This is a genomic window from Microbispora sp. NPDC004025, assembly GCF_053604425.1.
Genome location: NZ_JBSGHN010000003.1, coordinates 222,653 through 238,311, shown reverse-complemented (window position 1 = coordinate 238,311; position 15,659 = coordinate 222,653). Strand labels below are relative to the sequence as shown.

At 72.7% G+C, this 15,659-nt stretch carries 15 protein-coding genes; 10 read left to right on the top strand and 5 right to left on the bottom strand.

Going from position 1 to position 15,659, the window contains the following annotated elements; translation table 11 throughout:
- Positions 1–170: 170 nt before the first annotated feature.
- From ACWEQG_RS09275 to ACWEQG_RS09250, 6 genes are all read left to right on the top strand, one after another.
- A complete protein-coding gene (locus tag ACWEQG_RS09275) occupies positions 171–836 on the top strand; it encodes a DUF5941 domain-containing protein (RefSeq protein ID WP_452283228.1) in 666 nt (221 codons plus the stop codon).
- 93 nt (positions 837–929) lie between these two features.
- Positions 930–1,661, top strand: a complete 732-nt coding sequence (locus ACWEQG_RS09270) for a phosphocholine cytidylyltransferase family protein (RefSeq protein ID WP_452283226.1) — start codon at positions 930–932, stop codon at positions 1,659–1,661.
- 44 nt (positions 1,662–1,705) lie between these two features.
- Positions 1,706–2,746 carry an iron-containing alcohol dehydrogenase family protein gene (locus ACWEQG_RS09265; RefSeq protein WP_346230086.1) on the top strand — a complete coding sequence of 347 codons (1,041 nt, stop codon included), beginning with the start codon at positions 1,706–1,708 and terminating at the stop codon, positions 2,744–2,746.
- Positions 2,724–3,482, top strand: a complete 759-nt coding sequence (locus tag ACWEQG_RS09260) for a CDP-alcohol phosphatidyltransferase family protein (protein ID WP_363464379.1) — start codon at positions 2,724–2,726, stop codon at positions 3,480–3,482. The genes ACWEQG_RS09265 and ACWEQG_RS09260 overlap by 23 nt, the downstream gene beginning before the upstream one ends.
- A gap of 180 nt (positions 3,483–3,662) precedes the next feature.
- Entirely contained in the window at positions 3,663–4,544 is an 882-nt protein-coding gene (locus tag ACWEQG_RS09255; RefSeq protein ID WP_363464377.1) for a glycosyltransferase family 2 protein, read from the top strand.
- A 166-nt stretch (positions 4,545–4,710) separates the two neighbouring features.
- Positions 4,711–5,646 carry an ion transporter gene (locus tag ACWEQG_RS09250; RefSeq protein WP_452283224.1) on the top strand — a complete coding sequence of 312 codons (936 nt, stop codon included), beginning with the start codon at positions 4,711–4,713 and terminating at the stop codon, positions 5,644–5,646.
- 18 nt (positions 5,647–5,664) lie between these two features.
- On the opposite strand, the gene ACWEQG_RS09245 is transcribed toward ACWEQG_RS09250, so the two are convergent.
- Entirely contained in the window at positions 5,665–6,414 is a 750-nt protein-coding gene (locus ACWEQG_RS09245; RefSeq protein WP_452283222.1) for an acetoacetate decarboxylase family protein, read from the bottom strand.
- 149 nt (positions 6,415–6,563) lie between these two features.
- Between ACWEQG_RS09245 and ACWEQG_RS09240 the strand changes: the two genes are divergently transcribed.
- Together ACWEQG_RS09240 and ACWEQG_RS09235 are read left to right on the top strand one after the other, a co-directional pair.
- Positions 6,564–6,944, top strand: a complete 381-nt coding sequence (locus tag ACWEQG_RS09240; RefSeq protein WP_363464372.1) for a YciI family protein — start codon at positions 6,564–6,566, stop codon at positions 6,942–6,944.
- Positions 6,928–8,196: an RNA polymerase sigma factor gene (locus tag ACWEQG_RS09235; protein ID WP_452283220.1), complete on the top strand. Its 1,269-nt coding sequence runs from the start codon at positions 6,928–6,930 to the stop codon at positions 8,194–8,196. Before ACWEQG_RS09240 ends, ACWEQG_RS09235 begins: the two co-directional genes overlap by 17 nt.
- Here ACWEQG_RS09235 and ACWEQG_RS09230 read toward each other — a convergent pair.
- Together ACWEQG_RS09230 and ACWEQG_RS09225 are read right to left on the bottom strand one after the other, a co-directional pair.
- Positions 8,172–8,819 (bottom strand): response regulator transcription factor, encoded by a 648-nt coding sequence (locus tag ACWEQG_RS09230; protein ID WP_452283218.1) that lies wholly within the window; start codon positions 8,817–8,819, stop codon positions 8,172–8,174. The genes ACWEQG_RS09235 and ACWEQG_RS09230 overlap by 25 nt on opposite strands.
- Complete coding sequence (locus ACWEQG_RS09225) at positions 8,807–10,789, bottom strand: sensor histidine kinase (RefSeq protein ID WP_452283216.1); 1,983 nt, start codon at positions 10,787–10,789, stop codon at positions 8,807–8,809. The genes ACWEQG_RS09230 and ACWEQG_RS09225 overlap by 13 nt, the downstream gene beginning before the upstream one ends.
- 144 nt (positions 10,790–10,933) lie before the next feature.
- Here ACWEQG_RS09225 and ACWEQG_RS09220 point away from each other — a divergent pair, with 144 nt between their 5' ends.
- Together ACWEQG_RS09220 and ACWEQG_RS09215 are read left to right on the top strand one after the other, a co-directional pair.
- Positions 10,934–11,284 carry a hypothetical protein gene (locus ACWEQG_RS09220; RefSeq protein WP_452283214.1) on the top strand — a complete coding sequence of 117 codons (351 nt, stop codon included), beginning with the start codon at positions 10,934–10,936 and terminating at the stop codon, positions 11,282–11,284.
- Between the two features lie 29 nt (positions 11,285–11,313).
- Positions 11,314–11,979, top strand: a complete 666-nt coding sequence (locus ACWEQG_RS09215; protein WP_452283212.1) for a hypothetical protein — start codon at positions 11,314–11,316, stop codon at positions 11,977–11,979.
- A gap of 7 nt (positions 11,980–11,986) precedes the next feature.
- Here the strand turns inward: ACWEQG_RS09215 and ACWEQG_RS09210 are convergent, their stop codons facing one another.
- Together ACWEQG_RS09210 and ACWEQG_RS09205 are read right to left on the bottom strand one after the other, a co-directional pair.
- Positions 11,987–13,123 (bottom strand): glycosyltransferase, encoded by a 1,137-nt coding sequence (locus tag ACWEQG_RS09210; RefSeq protein WP_452283210.1) that lies wholly within the window; start codon positions 13,121–13,123, stop codon positions 11,987–11,989.
- A gap of 67 nt (positions 13,124–13,190) precedes the next feature.
- Positions 13,191–15,608, bottom strand: a complete 2,418-nt coding sequence (locus ACWEQG_RS09205; protein ID WP_452283208.1) for an acyltransferase family protein — start codon at positions 15,606–15,608, stop codon at positions 13,191–13,193.
- Positions 15,609–15,659 lie beyond the last annotated feature (51 nt).

Here is a 15,659-nt window from a genome sequence, read left to right as displayed (position 1 = left end):
CGGGCGAGGAGGTGGCATGAGCGAGCGTAGCGAGCGAATCAGTGAACACAGCGTCTGGCGCATGCCGCTCCGAGCCGAAGGCGAGGAGGTGGCATGAGCGAGCGTAGCGAGCGAATCAGTGAACACAGCGTCTGGCGCATGCCGCTCCGAGCCGAAGGCGAGGAGGTGGCATGAGTCGGCGCCCGCACGAGACCGACCGGAAGAGTCGCGGCGCGATCGCCGTGCACATGATCCCGGTGCCGCGCAGCGTCGTGGTGGCCTACCGGGACGACGGCCCGCTGTCGAAGGCGATGGGGCTGCTCGTCGCCGGGCAGCTCCCGCCGCTGCCGCCCGCGATCGCGGGGGCCTTCGTGACCGCCGTGCTGCTGGTGCTGGGCATCGCCGGGGCCGACGACTTCGCGGTCTTCGCTCCGGCGGTGGCCCTGCTGCTGGCCGGGGCGGGCAGCGCGCACCGGCACGACGGCCGGCTCGACTGGCTGGCGCCCCCGATCCTGCGGCTGACCGAATACGGCTTCATCGCCTCGGCCGGATTCGCCCGTTCCGTTCCGCCCGTGCTCGTCGTCGCGCTGCTCGGCGCGATGGCCTTTCATCACTACGACACCGTCTATCGGGTGCGCCAGCACGTGTATCCGCCGCCGTGGCTGGCCACGGCCGGGCTGGGCTGGGACGGCCGGATGCTCGTCGTCGCCCTCGGCGGCCTGCTCGACGTGATGACCGCCGTGTTCGCGCTGCTCGCGCTCTATCTCTGGGGCCTGTTCGGCTGGGAGAGCCTGACATGCTGGCTCGCCGCCCCCCGGACACCGGACGAGGCCGTGGAACCGGCGCCCCCGGATTAACGTCAGACCAACGGTGGATTACCCAAGCGGGGTGCCGAGCCAACTAACCTTTGGGGTTACTGTCTGACGCTCGACCTCAAGGAGTGCGGGAAATTGCTCGGAATGGTGCTGGCCGCCGGAGCCGGACGTCGCCTGCGGCCGTACACCGACACGCTGCCGAAGGCGCTGGTGCCGGTCGACGGTGAGACGACGATCCTCGACATCGCCCTGCGTAACCTGGCGGCCGTGGACCTCCGCGAGGTCGTGGTGATCGTCGGCTACCAGGCTCAGGCCGTCCGGGAGCGGCAGGCCGACCTGGAGCGGCGTCACGGGGTGAAGCTGACGCTCGTCCACAACGACAAGGCCGAGGAGTGGAACAACGCCTACTCGCTGTGGTGCGCCCGTGACTACTTCTCGCAGGGCGCGCTGCTGGTGAACGGCGACACCGTCCACCCCGTGTCGGTGGAGCGGACCCTGCTGGCCGCCGAGAACACCTCCGACGTCCTGCTCGCCGTGGACGACGTGAAGTCGCTGGCGGACGAGGAGATGAAGGTCACGCTGGAGGACGGCCGGCTGAAGCGGATCACCAAGCTGATGGACCCCGCCGAGGCGTACGGCGAGTACATCGGCGCCACCCTGATCCGGCCGGGCGCGGCCGAGCGGCTGGCCGACGCGCTGAAGGCCACCTTCGAGCGCGACCCGCAGCTCTACTACGAGGACGGCTACCAGGAGATGGTCGAGCGCGGCGAGAAGATCGCCGTCGCTCCGATCGGCAAGGTCGAGTGGGTCGAGGTGGACAACCACGACGACCTCGCGAAGGCCCGTGAGATCGCGTGCCGTTACTGATTTCCGCGGTCTTCTGAGGAGTTCGCATGCCGATTCTGGCAAGGATGCTCCCCGCGCCTCTCACGATGGAGGTGCGGCGGGGCGCGATCGCGCAGCTCGGCACCCTGCTCGCCGACAGCAGGGTGGCCACCTCCGGCCGGGTCGCGGTCGCGGTCGGCGTCGGGCAGGGCGACCGCATCGCGGAGGTCATCGCGCCGTCGCTGGGTGAGGCCAAGGTGCTCCGGGTGGCGGACGGCACCGTGGACGCGGCCGTGTCCCTCGGCGCGGACCTGCGCAAGGGCAACTATGAAGCGGTGGTCGGCGTCGGCGGCGGCCGGACGATCGACGCCACCAAGTACGCCGCGTCGCTCGCCGGCATCCCCATGGTCGCCGTGGCCACCAACCTCTCGCACGACGGCATCTGCTCGCCGGTGGCCTCGCTCGTGTACGAGGGCGGCAAGGGCTCGTTCGGCGTGCCCATGCCGCTGGCGATCATGGTGGACCTCGAGTTCGTCCACGACGCCCCGCCCGCGCTCGTACGGTCAGGGATCGGCGACGTGCTCAGCAACCTGTCGGCCATCGAGGACTGGCAGCTCGGCAACAGCGAGCGGGGCGAGCCCATAGACGGGCTGGCGATCTCCATGTCGCGCACGGCCGCCGAGGCCGTGCTCGGCCGGCAGGACACGATCGAGTCGGACGCGTTCCTGACCGTGCTCGCCGAGGCGCTGATCCTGTCGGGGATGTCGATGGTCATCGCGGGGTCAAGCCGTCCGGCGAGTGGTGGCGACCATGAGATCCTTCATGCCGTGGATCAGCTTTTCCCCGGCACTTCCAATCACGGTGAGCTGGCCGGCATCGGCGCGGCGTTCTGCTACTTCCTCCGCGAGGACGCGCACCGGCTCGGCCAGGTGACCGGCTGCCTCAGGCGGCACGGCCTGCCCGTCGCGCCCGGCGACGTCGGCCTCACGACCGACCAGTTCACGGCCGCGGTGATGCTGGCCCCCAGCACCCGGCCCGGCCGCTACACCATCCTTGAGCACCTCCGGCTGTCGGAGCACGAGGTCCGTGGGAGAGTTGAGGACTATGTCCGCGCCGTCGGTCGCTGAGCTTCGCGCGGTCGCCCAGCCGCAGACCACCATGGACCGCCGCAGCGGCGAACATTGGGCCGGCCTGCTGTACATGCGGCGCCTGTCCATCTACGCCACCTGGCTGCTGGCCAAGACCCCCATCTCGCCGAACCAGGTCACCGGCCTGATGATCGTGTGCGGGGTGGCGGCGGGCGCCGTGCTGGCCCTCCCGGGTTTCTGGGCGGCGCTGGGCGCGGCCCTGCTCATCCAGGTCTACCTGCTGCTCGACTGCTCCGACGGGGAGCTGGCCCGGTGGACCGGCCGCACCTCGATCACCGGCGTCTACCTCGACCGGGTCGGGCACTACTTCGCCGAGGCGGCGCTGCTGATCGGGCTGGGCTTCCGCGCCTCCGAGACGCTGCCCGACTGGTACACGGTCATGGGCGTGGCGGCGGCGCTCGGCGCGATCCTGATCAAGTCGGAGACCGACCTGGTCGACGTCGCCCGCGCCCGGTCGGGCCTGGTCGCGACCACCGAGGCGGCGGCGCAGCAGTTCACCTCGCCCCGGCTCGCGCTGGCCCGCAGGTTCGCCGCGGCGCTGCGGTTCCACCGGGTGATCCAGGCCGTCGAGCTGTCGCTGATCGTCGTGGTCGCGGCGGTGCTCGACAACTGGTTCTCCGCCACGCGGATCCTCGTGGTCGCCTGCGTCGTCATCGCGGGAGTCCAGCTCCTGCTGCATCTGGTCAGCATCCTCGCGTCCCGGCGGCTGTCATGAGCGCGCCGGTCCCGGCGTGGCATGCCGATCGGTCGTACATTCGCGGTTGGGTAGGGGTTTGGTGGCAGTTCCGATACCCTTGTCCCACGGTAAACCAGGCAGATTCCGGATTGCCCGGCCATACAGACTCGGTGATCATGAAGTCGTGTGTAGTGCGCCCCATGTCGAGGCAGTGACGCGGTGAAAATCTCCTGTGTCATCCTCACCATGGGCAACAGGATCGCCGAGCTCGACCGGGCGGTGGAGTCCGCGCTCACCCAGACCGACGGCGACATCGAGGTGGTCATCGTCGGCAACGGCGCGGACGTGCCGCGGCTGACCGTCCAGCCGCTCCCCGGCTCCGCCGCCACGATCAAGACCGTACGGCTGGCACACAACGCGGGCATCCCCGAGGGACGCAACCGCGGCGTGCAGGAGTGCTCGGGCGACATCGTCCTGTTCCTCGACGACGACGGCTGGTACGCCAACGCCAAGGTCGCCGCGCACGTCCGCGAGCGGTTCACGCACGAGCCCGACCTGGCGGTGATCAGCTTCCGGGTGATGGACCCCGAGGGCGGTTCGGTGCAGCGGCGGCACGTGCCCCGGCTGCGGGCCGGCGACCCCGAGCGGTCCTCCCCGGTGACGACCTTCCTCGGCGGCGCGTGCGCCATTCGCAAGTCGGCGTTCCTGCAGGTCGGCGGGTTGCCGGAGAAGTTCTTCTACGCCCACGAGGAGACCGACCTCGCCTGGCGGCTGCTGGGCGAGGGATACCGGATCGAGTACGACGCCGAGACGGTCATGTACCACCCGCTGGTGCTGCCGTCCCGGCACACGGACTTCTACCGGCTGAACGCCCGCAACCGGGTGTGGCTGGCCCGGCGCAACCTGCCGTGGCCGCTCGCGCTGCTCTACCTGCTCAACTGGGTCGTGCTCACGCTCGTGCGCGAGCGTTCGATGCCCGCGATCAAGGCGTGGTTCCGCGGCTTCTTCGAAGGGCTGCGCGAGCCGGCGGGTGAGCGCCGCCCGATGGCCTGGCGCACCGCCTGGCGCATGCTCCGCCTCGGCCGCCCGCCCATCGTCTAGGTGTGCCGGCCGCGGACGTCGCCGGCGGCTGCCGGGGCGTGCGCTCCGCCTCGGCGCGGCCGGGGGCACGATGCGGCAAGCGGCAGGCGGTCGACGCCCTGCGGGAACCATAGTTAACCCCAAACTGTAAGATTTCGGGCGTTTGTGCTGCCTGATCTTCAGGGGTGTGGGCTTGCCCGTTTTCCACCGCGAACGGCTCCGCGTCATCGTCGACTCTCCGGTCTTCCACCGTGCGGTCATCGCCGTCATCGCGCTGAACGGGATCGCGCTCGGGCTGGAGACGTCGAACGAGCTGGCCGACCGTCACGGCACGACCTTCCTCGTGATCGACCGGGTCATCCTCGCCGTTTTCGTCGTCGAGATCGTCCTGCGGATCGTCGTCCACGGCAAGGCGTTCTTCCGTGATCCGTGGAGCTGGTTCGACCTGGTCATCGTCGGCATGGCCCTCGTGCCGGCCTCGGAGTCGGTGTCGATCCTGAGGCTCTTCCGGTTCCTGCGCGTGCTGCGACTGATCTCCGTGGTGCCGGGCATGCGGCGGGTGGTCTCGGCGCTGTTCGCCGCGCTTCCGGGGCTGGCCTCGGCCGTGGTCCTTCTGTTGCTGTCGCTCTACACGGCGTCCGTGATCGGCGAGCAGCTCTTCCACGAGGCGGCCCCGCAGTATTTCGGGGACCTCGGGCGGTCGCTGTTCACCATGTTCACGGTGCTCACGGTCGAGAACTGGCCACAGGTGGCCGAGGACGTGATGGCGAAGGAGCCGCTGGCGTGGATCTTCTTCGCCACGTTCATCGTGATCACGGCGTTCTTCGTGCTCAACCTGCTCATCGGTGTGATCGTCTCCGCGATGGAGGCCGAGGTCAACGCCCAGCGGTGGAAGGAGGACCAGGAGCTGGAACTGGAGCAGCACATCGTGGTCATGAACGAGATCAGGGCGCTGAGCGAGAAGGTCGACCGGCTGGCGGCCGCCCTGCCGGCGGCCGCGGGCGATCGTCCCACGCGAGCAGGCGCCTCCCCGGAAAGGGACCGCTGCGCCTGCGGCCATGATCCGTCACACGGCGGCGAGGTACGACAGGCCGAGGCGGACGACCGGCACCGGGGCGGGTGAGGGCAGCGGGAGCATGCGTCACGCGCGTCCGGGCTCCTCGAAGGTCATCGCCACCTGCTCGGCGGTGGCCGTCATCAGTGCCCGCCGGGGCAGGCCGAGCTCGCTCAGCTCCTTGGCGATCGGATGGTTGCCGAGGCGGATGAGCGCGCCGCCCGGCCGCCAGCGGACGCCCCGGGCGCGAGCCGTCCAGGGGATGCGGCGGGTGACCCCGTCGAGGTGGGCGTAGGCGTCCGGCATGGGAAGGGTCTCGCCGAGCAGCGGCACGGGCGCCGCCGGAACGCCGGGCCTGAGCAGCAGATCGACGACCATCCGCCCGTCCTTGCGCAGCAGGCACCGCTTGTACGGCGAGCCGAGCCGCAGGTCGACGTCGGCGAGTTCCTTGGGGAAGCCCCAGATGGTCCTTCCGGCCTCCAGCGTGAACGTCTGGTCGACCGGCAGCCAGTGGACGAAGGCGCCCGTGCCCGCCCCGCGCAGGTCCTTCAGCCCGGCCAGCGGCCCGCGACTCGGCGGGGGGCCCGCGTCGGCGGGCCGTACGAGGAAGGTCACCCCGAACTCGTTGTAGGAGCCCAGGTCGGAGTCGTGATAGCGGACGAACACCAACGAGCACAGGGCCTTGCCCGGCAGGACCTCGGTGACGTCCATCCTGGAGTACGCGAGGACCGCGCGGGCGGCGTCGGCCCGCACCAGGTAGGCGGCGAGGCACACCGAGGCGTCGCGCACCTCCACCGGCGTCTCGACCCCGCGCCCCTGGACGACATGGCTTGCCATGGTTCCAGTACAGCAAGACCGGCGGCCCGGCGACAGCCGTACGGCGGCAAGGTTGTCCCAGACCTGATTTTTCGGCGGATGTCGAAACCAGGGGTGGCCGTTCGTGTAGAGGGTGAACGGGCCCGCGTCCGGTGGGCCCCACGGAGGAGGTGGACGAGACGGTGAGGCACTACCTGCTCAGCATCCAGCAGCCCGACGGCGGGACGCCCCCGCCGGAGGTCCTGGAGCCGATCATGCGGGACCTCGCGGCCCTCAACGGAGAGCTGCGGGCCGCGGGCGCGTGGGTCTTCTCCGGAGGGCTGCACGATCCGGCCACGGCCACGGTCGTGCGGGCGCGCGACGGCGAGGAACTCGTCACCGACGGGCCGTACACCGAGGGCAAGGAGCACGTCGGCGGGCTGACCATCATCAAGGCGCCCGACCTCGACGCGGCGCTGGAGTGGGGCCGCAAGCTCGCCCGCGCGACCACGCTCCCGGTGGAGGTGCGCCCGTTCGCCGGGGTCGTGGAAGGCGATGACGACCTCGCGTAGTGCGGCATCCCCGGACGTCGAGCGGGTGTTCCGCGAGGAGTACGGCCGCGCCGTCGCGGTCCTGGTCCGCCACTTCGGCGACATCGACGTCGCCGAGGAGGCGGTCCAGGACGCGTTCGCCGAGGCGGTGCGGCGCTGGCCCCGCGACGGGATGCCGCCCAGTCCGGCCGGCTGGATCATCACCACCGCCCGCAACCGGATGATCGACCGCCACCGGCGGGAGTCCCTGCGGGAGGACCGGCACGCGCGGGCGGTCCGGCTGCACGCCGCCGAGTACGGACCGGCCGAGGGGCCGGACGAGGAGGGGCCGGACGAGGAGGGGCCCGTGCACGACGACCGGCTCCGCCTGATCTTCACCTGCTGCCACCCGGCGCTCGCCCCCGCCGCCCGGGTCGCGCTGACGCTGCGCCTGCTTGGCGGCCTCACCACGGCCGAGATCGCACGGGCGTTCCTGGTCCCGGAGCCGACCATGGCCCAGCGGCTGGTCCGGGCCAAGGCCAAGATCCGCGACGCCGGCATCCCGTACCGCGTGCCACGCGAGGCCGATCTGCCGGAGCGGCTCAGGGCCGTGCTCGCCGTCGTGTACTTGATCTTCAACGAGGGGTACACGGCGAGCGCGGGCGACCGGCTGGTCCGCGAGGACCTGTGCGCGGAGGCCGTCCGGCTCGGCCGCCTGCTGGCCGCGCTGATGCCCGGCGAGCCGGAGGTCATGGGGCTGCTCGCGCTCATGCTGCTCCTCCAAGCGCGGCGTGGCGCCCGCACCACCCCGGACGGCGACCTCGTGCCGCTGCCCGATCAGGACCGCGGCCGGTGGGACCGCGCCCTCACCGCCGAGGGCCAGGACATCGTGCGGGCATGCCTGCGGCGCGGCCGGCCGGGGCCGTACCAGATCCAGGCGGCGATCAACGCCGTCCACGCCGACGCGCCGACGGCGGCCGCCACGGACTGGCGGCAGATCCTGAGCCTGTACGACCACCTGCTCGCCCTCGCCCCGAGCCCGGTGGCCGCGCTGAACCGCGCGGTCGTGGTGGCCGAGGTCGACGGGCCGGACGCCGCGCTCGCGCTCCTGAACGCTCTCGACCTGAACGGCTATCACCTGTTCCACGCCGTCCGGGCCGACCTGCTGCGGCGGCTCGGCCGGGCCGAGGAGGCCGCGCGGGCGTACGAGGCGGCGATCGCCCGCACCCGCAACGCCTCCGAGCGGGCCTTCCTGGGCCGCCGCCTGCGTCAGGTGCGGGAGCGGTTGAGATAGAGCACGACGGCCAGCACGCGGCGGTGGTCCTCCTCCGAGCCGGGCAGGCCGAGCTTGGCGAGGATCGAGCTGACGTGGGTCTCCACCGTCCGGTCGGTCAGGTAGAGCCGCCGGGCGATGCCGACGTTCGTACGGCCCTCGGCCATCAGCGCGAGCACCTCGCGCTCACGGGCGCTGAGCGACGCGAGGGGGTCGGCGGCCCGGCGTACGCCGATGAGGCGCGAGACGACCTCGGGATCGAGGGCGGAGCCGCCGGCCGCCACGCGGCGCAGCGTGTCGAGGAAGTCGTCCACGTCGAAGACCCGGTCTTTGAGCAGGTAGCCGAACCCGCCGCGGGACACCAGGTCGACAGAGTGCCGGGTCTCGACGTGCTGGGAGAGCAGGACGATGCCGAGGCCGGGGTGGGCGCCGCGGATCCGCCTGGCCGCCCGTGCGCCGTCGTCGGTGTGGTCGGGCGGCATCCGGATGTCGGCGATGACCAGGTCGGGATCGGCGGCGTCGACGGCGGCGACCAGCCCGGGGGCGTCCTGGGCCTTGGCCACGACCTCGTGCCCGTCGTCGGCGAGCAGCCGGGCCAGCCCCTCCCTGAACAGGGCGGAGTCCTCCCCGATCACGACGCGCACGGCAGCACCGCCTCCACCGTCGTCCCGCCGCCCTCCGGGCTCGACAGCCGCAGCGCGCCGCCCGCCGCCCGCACCCGGTCGGCCAGGCCCGCCAGCCCGGCGCCCGGCCGCATCAGCGCCCCGCCCCGCCCGTCGTCGCTGATCCGCACGGTGACGTGGTCGCCGGCCCGGCTGACGCGCACGCCGATGGCGGCGGGGCCGGCGTGCTTGACGGCGTTCGTCATCGCCTCGCTCGCCACGTAGTAGGCGGTCATCGCCACGTCGTCCGGCAGGTCGTCGGCGGACACGTCGAGCGCCACGGGCACCGGGACCTTGCCCGCCAGCATGACCAGCGCGTTGCCGAGACCGTCGTCGAGGCTGCTCGGGCGCAGGCCGTGCGCGATCCGCCGCAGCTCGGTGACCGCGACGGCCAGCTCGGCCACCCACTCGTCCAGCAGGGCGTCGACGTCGGCCGTGCCGTCGCCGAGGTGGCGCTGGGCGAGCCGGATCGCCATGCCGAGGGACACCAGGCGCTGCTGGGCGCCGTCGTGCAGGTCGCGTTCGAGCCGCCGCCGCTCCTCGTAACCGGCGTGCAGCAACCGGGTCCGGCCGGCCTCGGCCTCCTCCAGCGCCCGGCTCACCTCGATCCGCAGCCGGACCACCTCGATGAGCAGGGCGCTCGCGCCGGCCGCCTCGCGCAGCAGCTCACGGCTCCCGGTCCGGCCGCGTACGATCGCGCCGATCTCGTGACCCCCGAGCCGTACGGGTGTCACGGGGGAGCCGCCGGGATCGACGGGGGCGCCGGCCGCGTCGACCAGACCGGTGGCGCCCGGGATCCGGTAGCCGACGCGCAGCGCCGGGTCGCGCAGCGCCTCGCGCAGCGCCGCCTCCAGCTCCTCCGGCCGGGCCAGCCCGGCGTGCGTGCGGTCGCGCAGCCGCGCGACGGCGGTCAGCACGGCCTGCCGGGCCGGGTAGAGCCGCCGGTCCACCCGGCGCTGGAGCCGGACGCGCAGCGGAGACAGGGCGGCGGCGCAGACGGCGGTGGCGGCCGCCGCCGCGACGGGTGAGCCGCGCCCCGCGCCGAGGCCGGCGAGGAACGAGGCGGCCGTGTAGAAGGCCAGCAGGATCGTGGTGACCAGGCCGTAGGTGACGGCCGCGCTGATCGCCCGGTCGACGTCGTAGAGGTCGTGGCGCAGCATCGCGATCGCGGTCGCCGCCGGGATCGCCACGGCCGTCGCCGCCAGGCCGAACACCACCAGGTCGGGACTGTCGAAAAGCAGGTAACCGGCCCAGCACAGCAGCAGCGTGAGCGGCAGGAATCCGGCACCGAGGGCGAACCACTTGACCCGCGCCCGGCTCACCTCGTCGGCCGCCCGGCGGTAGCGGGTGACCATCGCCGCCGCCGACGCGATCAGCAGCCCGAGGAAGACCGGCAGCAGCGCCACCCCTGCGATCTCCAGCATCGGCAGGTACGCCCGAGGAGGCCGCAGCAGATGGGGCGTGCTCTCGAACGGCGGCGGATACGCGTCGGGGGCGCACGCCGCGATCAGCATGAACAGCACGGGCACGACCAGCAGCCCGGCGACGGCCCAGCGCCAGCGCCGCCCCGGCAGCCTGCCGTCGGGGAAGACGAGCATGAGCAGCGCCGAAGGCACGTACAGGAACATCCAGTCGCCCTGCGACAGCGCCGCGTAAACCTCGGTGAGCAGCCCCCGCCGCGCGGCGAGGCTCGCGTACGACTCGCCGACCGCGAGGTAGACGGTCGTCGCGCCGGTCAGCACCAGCAGCAGGCCCACCACGCTGCGCGGGCGCCGGGTGGCGACCAGCACGCCGAGCACGACGGAGGGCAGGGCGAGCGCGATGCCGATCGCGAGCGCCATCCCGTCCAGCACCACCGTCCCGTCGCCCGCTACGGCCGGCGCGACCGGGGCGGCCATCAGCACGCACACCAGCGTCGCGGCGGCGTACGTGAGCAGACGGGGGAGTGCCACGAGCACACCGTAGGCCGCGCCGCGGCCGGGGTGAATACGTGCCAGCACGGAGATCGGACCAGAGCCGGCCCGGATCCGCCGACAGGGCCGGCGCGCCCACACTGCGAGACATCGGCAATCCGGTCCCGCAGCCCAGGAGGCACAGTGAAACGCTCGGTTCCCCTCGTCATCGGCCTGGTCATGGCCGGTCTGTTCGGTCTCGTCGACGTGATCTCGGTGCCGCTGGGCGACGGCGAGCACCCGCCGTTCGCGGTGGCTCTCGCCGACGGCGTGCTCGGCCTGATCACCGTGGCCGGTGTCGTGCTGGCCTGGCGCGGCAGCCGCGCCGGGGTGGTGGCCGTGATCGTCACCCGGCTGCTGTCGGCGCTCAGCGCCGTGCCGGCGTTCTTCGCCGAAGGCGTCCCGGTGCCGGCCATCGCGGTGGCCGCGGTCGGCATCGCGCTGACCCTCGCCTGTGTCGCGTTCCTCGCTCCTGCGCTGCGCTCCCGCGCATGATCCCCCACCTGCTCGATCGAGGAGAACCCGTGGAAACGGCTCCGTCGCACACTCGTCATCTGCCGCTCGCGCTGGCGCTGTTCACCGCGCCGTGGGGCTTCGTCGTCGCCAACGGCGCCTACGCCTGGGCCACCCGCGCCGGAGGGGACGACAGCACCGGGGCGAACGCACTCGCCCTCGTGGCGGCCCACCCCGGCCTGTACCGCCTCAGCACCGTCGCCGCCATGCTGGGCAGTCTGCTCATGGTCCCGGCCGCCCTCGGCGCGAGGCGCCTCGTCGGCGACCGGAGCCGCAGGCTCGGGGCCCTCGGTGCGACCCTGGTGGCGGGCGGGTACATCTGCTACTTCGCGGTCGCCTTCACGGGGATCACCGACATCGTCATGGCGGAGCGCGGGGGCCGCGTCGACGACTACGCGGCGGTCATCGACGGTGCCCAGAGCGAGCCGATGGGCATCTGGGTGTTCCTGCTCTTCGTGCTCGGCAACCTCGCCGGCACGCTGCTGCTCGGGCTGGCCCTGCTCCGCGCCCGTGTCGTGCCGCTGTGGGCCGCCGCCGGGGTCCTCGCGTGGCCGCCGTTGCACGTGATCGGGCTCGTGGCCGGCACCGAGTGGTTCGAGGTCGCGGGCGCGATCACCCAGGCCGCCGGTCTCGCCGTCACGGGTGCGCGCCTGCTGTCCGCGCCCGGCCGGCCCTGAGCGGGGGTCAGGCCGGGACCGTACGGCCGGGGCTCAGGGCCGGCACCGTGTTCGCGGCCTGGGCCCACTGCTCCAGCAGAGCGACGAACTCGCCGGCCACGGCGGGCCAGTGATGGTGGTTCAGCGCCTCGACATAGCCCCGGGCGCCCATCGCGGCCCGCCGTTCGGCGTCCTCGCGCAGGCGGAGCACGGCCTGCACGACGGTGCCGGCCACCGCTCCGACGTCGCCGAACGGGACGATCGTCCCGCAGTCGACCCGCCCGACCAGCGACGCCGCCCTCGGCAGCGGGGTCGTGACGACGGGGATGCCACGGGCCATGTACTCGACGATCTTCGTGGGCGTCGACTCGCGGTAGTTCGGCACGTCCTGCAGCAGGGACAGCCCGGCAAGGGCGCCCTCGGCCATCCGCAGCGCGTGGTTGTTGGGGACGTACCCGAACCAGTCGAGCAGCCCCGCGCGCTGCGCGTCGCGCAGCATGGGACGCACCGCCGCGTCCGCCGGTCCGATCAGGTCCAGGCGGATGCCGTACGGCCGGAGCCGGCGGGCGATCTCCACCATCTCGGCAGCGCCGCGGGCGTGAGAGATGTGCCCCACGTAGACGACCCGGGAGTCCCCCGGCGGTGCGGGCGGCGTCGGCGGCACGTACGTGTGGTTGGGCACCACGGGGTGCGGGCCGGGGAAGCGCTCACGGTAGGACTCCTCGGCGAGGATCAGATGGAGACGCCGCTCGGCACGGCCCTCGACCGCGCGGATCAGGGGCGGCAGGACGCTCCGCAACGGCCCCGGCAGGTAGGCCTTCGCCCGCAGCGCGCCGATCGTGTCCTCGTGAACGTCCCAGACCGTGGGCGGCCGTCTGCGCGGCAGCGCGAGCAGCAGCTCGATGTCGTGCACGAGCAGCAGGTCGGCGTCCCGCACGGCCCTGCGCAGGGCGGAGGCGGCGGCCCGCAGCGCCTTACCGCGGTGCAGGCCGACCGCCCTCGGCACGTCGACGGCCCGGATGCCCGGCCGCGGCGTCACGTTGCAGTGCGTGAAGGGCGCGACGAAGGTCACCTCGTGCCCGGCGTCGAGCAGCGCCCGGATCTGCCGGTGGGTGATCCGCGCGTCCTCCGGGTGATGGACTGTCGTGCCGACGCATACCCTCATACGGGGAGGCTGACCGTGCCGTCCGAAATGACCGGATGCGCCGGGTGAATGCCTCCCGAAATGAGGCTTAACTTCCGGTGCTCACCGGCTTCGCCGCCTGTCCGCTCGGCCGCCGGTACAGCCACGTCAGCCGGGGTTCGAGCAGCCACTTGAACGCCGTACGGGTCACCGGCAGGCACAGCACGATGGCCAGGGCGAAGCCCGACGCCGCGATGGCCGCCACCCCGAGCGGGCCGTACAGCCAGGGGAAGCTGACCCAGCCCATCTCCTTGGCGATCATCACCGGCACGCCGTGCAGCAGGTAGCAGTAGAGCGTGCGGGTGCCGAGGTCGGTGAACCACGTCTGGCGCCGGGGGATGAGCGACATCACGGCCGCCGACATGGCCAGCGCGGCCACCAGCAGGCCGGTGCGCAGCAGCATGCCCTTCCACCAGACCAGGTGGAGGTCCTTGTAGCTGTCCTTGTAGTAGATCGGGCCGAGCTTCACCGAGTAGTTCTTCACCAGGAAGATCGCCACACCCGCGGCGCCCAGCAGCACGACCACCGACAGCATCATCACCCAGCGCTGCTTGAGGAAGTCGAAGACCTCCGGCTTGAGCACGAGGCCGAGGACGAAGAACGGCAGCAGCCCGAAGAACCGGTCCATGCTGAAGTCGCCGGACAACTGGGAGAACCCGGCGAAGAGATAGACGGCCACCGAGATGACGAACGGGTATTTCATCCGCTTCCACACGGGTGTGGAAAGCCGCCAGAACAGCAGTGCGAGCAGATACCAGTTCAACCACGCCGGATCCATGATCGTGAGGCTGAACTTGTGCCCGAAGGCGGTGCGCAGGAGGGCGTAGCCCACCTCGACGATCACGTACGGCACCAGGAACGTGTCGACCAGCTTGTTGGTCTTCGCGTTCGAGTTCCAGAAGTTCCTGGACAGGTAACCGCTGATGATGACGAACAGCGGCATGTGGAAGACGTAGATGAACAGGTACGTCGCCCGTGCGGAGTCGGCCGCGAGCGTCGGGACCAGTGCGTGCCCGATCGGCACCAGGGCGATGCCGACGAACTTCACGTTGTCCAGGTAGGGGTCGCGCGGCTTCTTGGCCCGGGGCGCGGGCTCCTGCTCGGGCTCGTTCTCCGGGCCGCCATCGCGTCCCCCACCGCGGGCGAAGGCGTCGTCCGGACGTAGGGGCACCTCGGCCCAGGCGGGCAGCGGGGCGCGCAGCGGCCCGCCGAGCGGGCCGGTCTGGCGGGGGTCGCCCAGGTCGCCGGCGTCGTCCTGCGAGGAGCGCCGCCAGGGGTCGAACCGGGCGGGGTCGGCCTCCTGCCCGGGCCACGCGGGAGCGGGCGCCTCCGGCGCGGACGCGGCGCCGAAGGCCGCGTTCGGAGCGGCCCCGGGGAAGGCGTCCGGGAAGTCCCGCCCGCCGCGCCGGCCGCGGGTGGTCTCGGGGAACGGCGGTGCGGCGCCGAAGGGGTCGTCCGGCGGGAAGGCCGGGCCCGCGCCGGACGGGGGAGTGTCGAGGAAGGGGTTGGCCGTCCCGCCCGCGGCGGCGGCAGGCTGCTGCGGGAAGCCCGGGGGCTCGGGGAAGCCCGGAGGCTCGGGGAACGACGGCGCGGCGCCGAAGGCCGGCGTCGGGAAGGCCGGGGAGTCGCCGAAGGGCGGCGTCGGGGCGTCGGGGCCGGCCCGCAGGCCCGAGCCGTCTCGGTGGCCGGGACCGGACGACCGCCGGCCGGCGCCGGGGAAGGCGTCCGACAGGTCGCGGGGACCGAGCTCGGGGAACGCCTGCGGCGGGGCGGGGCCGTCGGAGGCGGCCGCCGCGCGCGGGACGCCCGGACGCTCCTGGCCCCGGCCGAAGTAGTCGAAGCCCTCAGCCTGCGGGGCGGAGGCGGGCGGCATGCCCAGGCGGGAGGCGCCCGGCTTGCGCGGCTTCCGTACGGGCAGGGGCTGCTTCTCGTACGGCTTGTCCTGCGACGCGGCACCGGCCGGCGCGGAACCGGTGGGTGCGGAGCCGGTGGGTGCGGAGCCGGTGGGCGGGGCGCTGTTCGGAATGGAGCTGTGCGGAATGCCTCCGGAACCCTCCGCGCCGCGCGGTTTGCGCGTGGGCAGGGGCTGCTTCTCGTACGGCTTGTCGTAGGGAGCGGAGCCGCCGCGCGCTTCGGCGGCCGGCCCTGCTGCGCTCCCCGGGCCGCTCTCGCCGCCTTCGTGGCGTCCGTGTACGGGTGCGGCCGTGCTCTCGTCGACGGGGGCGGGGAGGACGCTCTCGTGGCGCCCGTGCTCGGGCCGCTCGCTCGCCGGGCCGCCCGACCCGCCCGCACCCTGCTCCGCCTCCGGACCGCCCGCGGGCTTCGGCTCCCGCCGCGGCAGGCCTCCGTCCGGTACGGGCCAGTCTCCGGTGATCCGGCCTATCACTCCGGTGGGAGCCTCTTCGGCATCGGGGTCGTTGCCTTGCGGGGATCCGGGGACCGGGGGGTGATGGCGGGTGTCACTCACGGGAGAAACGCTCAGCTATCTGTTGGAGGCTCGGGGGAACGGCCACGCCTG